6 protein-coding genes and 4 pseudogenes are annotated in these 6,703 nt (G+C 54.4%); 3 read left to right on the forward strand and 7 right to left on the reverse strand.

Features of this window, described 5'->3' with window-relative positions; translation table 11 throughout:
* A partial coding sequence (locus OA90_RS27140; RefSeq protein ID WP_156510710.1) for a hypothetical protein occupies positions 1-1,403 on the reverse strand: 1,403 nt, incomplete at its 3' end.
* Between the two features lie 477 nt (positions 1,404-1,880).
* Here OA90_RS27140 and OA90_RS28345 point away from each other — a divergent pair.
* A pseudogene (locus OA90_RS28345) lies at positions 1,881-2,204 on the forward strand (integrase core domain-containing protein); the annotation flags it as partial.
* 146 nt (positions 2,205-2,350) lie between these two features.
* A complete protein-coding gene (locus OA90_RS27145; RefSeq protein WP_082837317.1) occupies positions 2,351-2,719 on the forward strand; it encodes a nuclear transport factor 2 family protein in 369 nt (122 codons plus the stop codon).
* Positions 2,720-3,071: 352 nt separating this feature from the next.
* Here the strand turns inward: OA90_RS27145 and OA90_RS27150 are convergent, their stop codons facing one another.
* The 6 genes and pseudogenes from OA90_RS27150 to OA90_RS27180 form a co-directional block, all read right to left on the reverse strand.
* The gene (locus OA90_RS27150; protein WP_068420115.1) at positions 3,072-3,371 is read right to left on the reverse strand and encodes a CcdB family protein; all 300 of its coding nucleotides are present in this window, start codon (positions 3,369-3,371) and stop codon (positions 3,072-3,074) included.
* On the reverse strand, positions 3,371-3,604 hold the full coding sequence (locus tag OA90_RS27155) for a type II toxin-antitoxin system CcdA family antitoxin (RefSeq protein ID WP_068420117.1): 234 nt from the start codon (positions 3,602-3,604) through the stop codon (positions 3,371-3,373). Before OA90_RS27155 ends, OA90_RS27150 begins: the two co-directional genes overlap by 1 nt.
* Before the next feature lie 154 nt (positions 3,605-3,758).
* Positions 3,759-4,154, reverse strand: a 396-nt coding sequence (locus tag OA90_RS27160) for an integrase core domain-containing protein (protein WP_199823811.1), incomplete at its 5' end; no start/stop codon positions are given.
* Position 4,155: 1 nt separating this feature from the next.
* Positions 4,156-4,643, reverse strand: a pseudogene (locus OA90_RS27165) (DDE-type integrase/transposase/recombinase); the annotation flags it as partial.
* A gap of 149 nt (positions 4,644-4,792) precedes the next feature.
* On the reverse strand, positions 4,793-5,590 hold the full coding sequence (locus OA90_RS27175; RefSeq protein WP_156510712.1) for a hypothetical protein: 798 nt from the start codon (positions 5,588-5,590) through the stop codon (positions 4,793-4,795).
* Between the two features lie 308 nt (positions 5,591-5,898).
* Positions 5,899-6,222 (reverse strand): annotated as a pseudogene (locus OA90_RS27180) (DDE-type integrase/transposase/recombinase); the annotation flags it as partial.
* On the opposite strand from OA90_RS27180, the pseudogene OA90_RS27185 reads away from it, so the two are divergent.
* Positions 6,190-6,703: pseudogene (locus OA90_RS27185) on the forward strand (transposase); the annotation flags it as partial. The pseudogenes OA90_RS27180 and OA90_RS27185 sit on opposite strands and share 33 nt — an antisense overlap.

Genomic DNA, 6,703 nt, shown 5'->3' on the forward strand with positions numbered 1-6,703 from the left:
GCAAACGTCCCGCTTTCTGCCAGAAGGTTCCCCTCGACAGTAGCGCCCGTGCCTATGGTCAATGAACCTGCCCAGTTCTCGGGAGATCCCTCGCCAGTAAATTCGAAGTAAATCGCGGTGCCATTTTCTTCGGTCGTTCTGACCGTCCCGCCACTCACCGTCACCGTGGTGCGGTCACCATGAATGTTTATCCCATAGTCATCGGCTTCGATCGTGCCACCGCTCACCGTAACGGTGGAATCGTCACCTTCAGAGTATACGCCCTCCTGTTCAGCCTCAATCGTGCCGCCGCTCACCGTAACGGTGGAATTGTCACCAGTAGTGTTTACACCTTCCCATTCAGCATCAATCGTGCCGCCGCTCACCGTAACGGTGGAATTGTCACCAGAAGTGTATACACTGCTCCCTTCAGCCTCAATCGTGCCGCCGCTCACCGTAACGGTGGAACCGTCACCAGAAGTGTATACACCCTCCCATTCAGCATCAATCGTGCCGCTGACCACCTCCACCGTATTGTCATCGCCAGTAGCATATACCCCGTGGGAACCGGCCTCAATCGTGCCGCCGCTCACCGTAACGGTGGAATCGTCACCTTCAGAGTATACGCCCTCCTGTTCAGCCTCAATCGTGCCGCCGCTCACCGTAACGGTGGAATTGTCACCTTCAGAGGATACGCCCTCCTGTTCAGCCTCAATCGTGCCGCCACTCACCGTAACGATGGAATCTTCACCAGTAGTGTGTATACCGACCCGTTCAGCATCAATCGTGCCGCCGCTCACCGTAACGGTGGAATTGTCATCAGTAGTGTATACGCCCGTGTATGTACTTTCAAACGTGCCGCCGCTCACCGTAACGGTGGGACTGTAACCTTGCATTATTACGCCTTGCTCAATCGTGCCGCCGCTCACCGTAACGGTGGAATGGCCACCAAAAGTGGTTACGCCCCCCCATTGACTTTCAATCGTGCCGCCGCTTACCGTAACGGTAAAATTCGCACCATGACCAGTTACCCCGTGGGAACCGGCCTCAATCGTGCCGCTGACCAACTCCACCGTATTGTCATCGCCATAAGCATATACCCCATACCCGGCCTCAATCGTGCCGCCGACCACCTCCACCGTATTGTCATCGCCAGTAGTATATACCCCGTAGTGGGCGTTCAGTTCAGCATCACCGTAAATGATAACCTTCGTGTCATTGTCTAACGAGATGGCAACGCCTTCACTATACGTCACTTTGGTATCGAAAGCGCCCTCACCATCCGGCATCCCATCCCCAAGCGTAATCGTGACACTGTCGTCCCCCTCCTCGACAGTTGCCGCTTCTATTGTACCGGTAAGCTCCACATCATTGCACACAAGATCGTCGCCACCCTCGAGGGAAGTGAACGGCGGTGCTTCCACCTCTCCGTCAATAGTACACCCAGCCAGAGCCACAGGGGCATTGCCAAACACAAGCCCCGCCCCCAGCATGAGGGCAACACGGCAACTCGGCCTGCACGAGGCATCTCGCCCCAAGGCCAGCAATGGGGCCAGCAATGGGGCCAGCAATGCGCCGCTCTGCCCAGGCCAATCTGCCCACTTCCCGGATCGGAACACTGGAAGGCCTGAGTTTGTCGCATCCCGCGACGAACCATTATTGTCGTGCACCTGAGCACTCCCGCAGACAGTTTTTGATTTGCTTAAGGTGGCGGGGACCGCATGCGTGAGTTGTGTCAAATGACACACTTTCCGGCAGAAAACTCCTGGCTTATGCCAGCGATTTTTGAGCGAGCCTCATTGAGGTGCTCCCGCAAAATGCCCTCGCTTTGAGTTAGAGTTTTCCGCGACGATTTTCCTGGCCGGGAAGGAGCGGAAACGCTGGAAACTGTCTGCACCTGGATTGGCTATCTCAAGACGATCCGGGTCGACCGGGGCTCCGGGTTCATCTCCCGGGATCTTGATCTTTGGGCCTATCGAAGGGGCGTCACGCCGGACTTCTCAAGGCCGGGAAAACCGACGGACAACGACTTCATCGAGGCCTTCAATTGCCGGTTCAGGGCGGAGTGCCTGAATGCGCACTGGTTCCTGAGCCTTGCAGATGCAGCCGAAAAGTTGGAGGATTGGCGCAAGGACTAAAATGAACACAGACCTCACGGCGCCATCGGCAACAAGGTGCCGATGGACCTGATAAAATCAGAACACGCAGCCAGCCCGTGTTCCTGATTTCGTCCGGAAAACCCTTGCCCGTCCCGGGGGCATGTTGGGTAGCACTCCAGACCGGAAACAGACTAACCTCAAAACGCGGAGTTTTCAGGGGAGCACGTCACCGCGAGCGGCTGTTTTCCACGCCGGGCGGATACGTTGGTTTAATGCATCTAACGATTGAAGATAGAGACGCGCTCAGACTAAAAGAGGAAACCCTGTGGCGAGCAGAAACTCGTTTTGATCCTGATTTAATGGACAAAACCTTTGCCGCAGACTTCTTGGAGTTTGGTCGATCTGGTCGGCGCTATGAGAGAAACGAAATGATATTCACAGCGGACCCTGATGCTGTGATTGATGCCAAGCTTCCTCTTCCTGACTACTCCGTCGAACTCATCGCGCCTGATGTGGCCCTATCAACCTACACGAGTGAGGTTCGATTTGGCGATATTCTCGAACGAGGCCGCCGCTCATCTCTTTGGATAAGAGTTGAAGGTCACTGGAAACTCCGATTTCACCAGGGAACACCACTGTGAAAGCAACTTTACTTCTTGATCGAGTGCAGTGTCTGCGACGACGCATGCTCGGTAAACAAAGCTGACCTTCGTTGTGTTCGCAGCATGCGCGACTCAGGGCACGTTCCAGACCTTCGCTGCGCAAAGCACTCATGTCGGCTCCGGGCCGGAAGCGTCGACGCATTCAGGGCTGATGAATGTCAGCTAACCTCAAACGGAGCACGCTAGGCGCCAATCCGGTCCCAGCCCATTCGAGCCGTTTCATGACAGAGCGGTGCGCAGTCAGGCGGAACTGGCGACCAGCCACTTTTCCTGCGCGGTCCGGGTGCGGCCGCTGCTGACAACGGGATAGTGGGATGGCCGCTCCGTGGAATCAGAACCCCTGCAAAAGCGTATCGAGCGCGCGGGTGATCTCCGGAAAGCATTCGTCCAAATCACCAACGGGCTCGCTCAGTTGCTTTGCTGAAACCGCTGCCAGGAACTGCGTCACCATCACATAGGCATCGCCGTCGATTGTGAAGACCGGGTTCAAAAATCTCGCCGGTGTCGGCGCGTCGGACTTCGGCAAAAGCGGCACGACGACCCTGGTGTTCAGGGTTTCGAGAATGTCCGCCTGCACGTCCAGAACCAGCACATTGCCCGGTTCAAGCCGATAAAGATGGTTGCGCGCCATCAGAACAAGCGGTTCCTGGCAAGCGGCAATCCGTGGTTTTCGACAAAGTCGTTTGAGCTTTTCAGCGACGCCTGGTTTTCCTGCTTCCACTGATCCGCCATCGTTTTGGAAACCGCCGAACGGATTCCGTCCTCGGCCGCCCGGGAGATGTTGATCCCGAGATCCTTGGCGGACCGAACGAGCACCGCGTCTATCGTCAGGTTCGTGGACTTGCGGGCAGATGATTGAGCCATAGCGCCAACTCCGATGATGCGGAAACCGATTTGAGATTAGGTTCGGAAGCACACGCGGTCAATGCGCGTGTTTTATGCGTATAATGTTTATTATGTGACCTGAGACCCAAGTCTCTTCCGCGTTAGCGCGGAGTCCGATGGTTGGTTTTTGACCTCATGCGGCCTGCTTTTGCAATGTCATTTTCTTTGCGAATTCACTGGGTGTGAGATTGCCCAGGGATGAATGGGGTCTGTTGATGTTGTCGTCTTCCTTCCATGCGGTGATTTGGCGTCTGGCCTCGGCGAGTGACGAAAACAGCGTCTCGTTGAGGCACTCGTCCCTGAAGCTGCCGTTGAGGCTCTCGACAAATCCGTTCTGCACCGGCTTTCCTGGCTGGATGTAATGCCAGTCGACGCTGGTCTCCTGACACCATTTGAGAACGGCCATACTGGTCGGCTCGGTCCCGTTGTCAGAAACCACGGTGACCGGTTTGCCGCGCAGACGAATGAGCGCATCGAGTTCACGGGTGACCCGCAGGCCGGATAAAGAGGTATCAGCGACCAGCGCCAGNCGAGTGACGAAAACAGCGTCTCGTTGAGGCACTCGTCCCTGAAGCTGCCGTTGAGGCTCTCGACAAATCCGTTCTGCACCGGCTTTCCTGGCTGGATGTAATGCCAGTCGACGCTGGTCTCCTGACACCATTTGAGAACGGCCATACTGGTCGGCTCGGTCCCGTTGTCAGAAACCACGGTGACCGGTTTGCCGCGCAGACGAATGAGCGCATCGAGTTCACGGGTGACCCGCAGGCCGGATAAAGAGGTATCAGCGACCAGCGCCAGGCACTCGCGGCTGTAATCATCAACCGCGGCCAGTACCGGGAAGCGGCGGCCGTCCGTGAAGGCATCGGACACGTCCATGCCCCCCAAACCTGGCCTTGTACTTGTAGAAGGTCGCTTCCCAGATGCCGTGCTTGCGGCAGACATCCGCTGTCTTCACCCCCGTTTCCTGCTCCCGCAAGATGCCGATGATCTGTTCTTCTGTGAATCGTGAACGCTTCATTCCGTCCGTCTCCTGATTGGAACGGACTCCACACAAAAATTGGAGGAGTTCTGGGGGCTCAGGTCACCGTGTTTGTACAGACTTCAGAATGTTAACCGTGCAGCGGAGCAGGTCTGCTCGTCACGCATTTTGCCCCCTTCTCGATATTCTCAAGAGTTGTTCACTCGTTGTGATTCTATAAATTTCTCGTTTTCTCTTAATTCATCAATAAGCTGCCTTAAATAAGCAAAATCGCGGTCAGCGCTTTCGTTCCCAGGCGCGGGCACGGAAGACTGAACATCTCCTACAAAATCATCATAATTATCACTTGATACTTCAGGGTTCACAATTGCTTCCGCACCAGTTTCGGGAGCTGGCTCCACATCAGATTGAAGAGGATTCCCAAAATTGCCACCTGACGCGATTTTGTTTAATGCTTCTGTTTGTTTCTGAAGATCCTCCAGTTGACGTCCTGTGGATGCCTGTTGCATGAGCGTTTCCGCAGAGATCGCTGCCGAACCTTCAGCTTTCTTCTCTTTAAGATAGGCCGCGCGTGCTTTATGCTCGTGGTATGAGACACGAATGCCGTAAAATTTCTTCTTTGGGATAGATTTTGTATTATCTTGTTTATCCCGATGTTTTTGAGCAGCCACTTCACTTTTTAACCGTTTGTTTCCTTGGCCATTACTTTCTTTCATTTTTTCAACAACATAATTTTCAATCATAGTAGGGTTCTTATCACTTATAAATTTAAGATACTTTTGTCTCCCTTCTCCTCTTAACCTTGATTTACTTTCTCGTATCTTACTACCAGACAGGAATGCCGCTTGTTCAATTTGTGAAGGCTCCTTTTTTTTGACTGTACGGTCATTTAAACGACCTTCTCGTTCAGGAGCCCCATGGTTTTGCGCGGTCGTTGAATTTTGGGACCCGTTTGCAGGACCGGTACTGACTTTCTTGCTAAACATAACGATCATCCTTCTTTCTGGTTTTGCGTTCAATGGCGGGGATCGTTGTTCAGTCCTGGGCCTGTCTTGAGCACGCCATGCAAACAAACTGCCATATGTGTTTCCCATAAAGGCAGCCTCGCCGTCCCTTGATAACGCATCTTGGATTTATAAATGCTTCCGTAGATCATGTGTTGTAACAAGCGGTACAGATTGCTGCATAAACTGGATATGCCAAACTCAGTTGATTTGAACCTGAAGTGGTCCCGGAAATCCGGAAAGGTTGCTAATACCAGCCGCAATAAATAAGAACCTATTTGCAGGGCGGCACTGACGTTTTCCTGGCCATTATCCACCCGGATGTTCAGGGGTTGGCCGCGCCACTCGATGATCCGCTCCAGGGTGCGGATGACACGAAGGGCGGGAATGGAAATGGCCACTTCAATGCCCAGGCCCTCACGGTTGAAGTCGTCCAGAACGTTCAAGGTCCTGAAGCCGCGCCCGTCGGACAGCTGATCCGACATGAAGTCCATAGACCAGGTCATGTTGGGACCATCGGGAACAGCCAACGGTTCCGGTTTTTCCCGAACCAAGCGCTTCTACGGCTTGATGCGCAAGTTCAGTTCGAGCGAACGATAGATCCGCCGGACCCGCGGGCAGGCAGCTATGAACGTTCGCTGCATACCAAGGCGGGCGAAGTGAAGCTGAAGATGCCGAAGCTGCGCCGTCAGACGTTCGAGACGGCGATCATCGAGCGTTACCAGCGGCGGGAAAGCAGCGTCGAGGAAGCCCTGATCGAGATGTATCTGGCCGGCGTTTCCGTTCGTCGCGTGGGGGACATCACAGAGGCTTTGTGGGGCACACGGGTGTCACCAGGCACGGTGTCCAACCTGAACAAGAAGATCTATGCCAAGATCGAGGAATGGCGGAACCGTCGAATAGAAGGCGAGCACCCCTACCTCTATCTGGATGGCATTGTGATGAAGCGGACATGGGCTGGCGAAGTCCGAAATGTCTCGCTGCTTGTAGCCAGTGCGGTGAATTCTGAAGGGTATCGGGAGATCCTGGGCATTTGCGAGGGCGCCAAGGAAGACAAGTCCGGTTGGTCCAACTTCCTGCGTCATCTGGTCGACC

Origin of the sequence: Labrenzia sp. OB1, assembly GCF_001624695.1 — a bacterium.
In the GTDB taxonomy this organism is placed as follows: Bacteria; Pseudomonadota; Alphaproteobacteria; order Rhizobiales; family Stappiaceae; genus Roseibium.

Coding starts and splice junctions, on each gene's coding strand:
- OA90_RS27150 (WP_068420115.1), bottom strand. CDS start 3,371: ATGGCGCGCAACCATCTTTATCGGCTTGAACCGGGCAATGTGCTGGTT.
- OA90_RS27155 (WP_068420117.1), bottom strand. CDS start 3,604: ATGGCTCAATCATCTGCCCGCAAGTCCACGAACCTGACGATAGACGCG.
- OA90_RS27175 (WP_156510712.1), bottom strand. CDS start 5,590: ATGTTTAGCAAGAAAGTCAGTACCGGTCCTGCAAACGGGTCCCAAAAT.
- OA90_RS27145 (WP_082837317.1), top strand. CDS start 2,351: ATGCATCTAACGATTGAAGATAGAGACGCGCTCAGACTAAAAGAGGAA.